The organism is Streptococcus suis (assembly GCF_002964045.1).
GTDB lineage: Bacteria > Bacillota > Bacilli > Lactobacillales > Streptococcaceae > Streptococcus > Streptococcus suis_U.
This window is the reverse complement of the sequence record NZ_POPB01000124.1, coordinates 1-292: the sequence shown is the minus strand read 5'-3', so window position 1 is coordinate 292 and position 292 is coordinate 1. Positions and strand designations below refer to the sequence as shown.

Sequence of the window (292 nt, the reverse complement as noted above, 5' to 3'; positions counted from 1 at the left end):
TTCAAATCCAGCAATGTCAAGGGTCATACCACGGTGCTCAGCCAATTCTTCTGTCAATTCTACTTGGAAACCATAGGTATCATAGAGTTTGAAAATGTCACGACCATCAATCTCAGACTTACCTTCTGCCGCCAATTTGTCCATCAATTGCTCAGCAAATTGTGAACCTGTATGGATAGTACGAGCAAACGACTCTTCTTCACTCTTAACAATCTTCTCAATGAAGGCACGTTTTTCAAGCACTTCTGGATAGTAGCTTTCCATGATATTGCCAACTGTCTCCACCAATTTG

The 292-nt window shown here is 41.4% G+C and carries 1 protein-coding gene; it reads right to left on the bottom strand.

Annotation, left to right across the window (positions count from 1 at the left end; translation table 11 throughout):
* A partial coding sequence (locus tag C1E99_RS00535; RefSeq protein ID WP_238146171.1) for an alanine--tRNA ligase-related protein occupies positions 1 to 292 on the bottom strand: 292 nt, incomplete at both ends.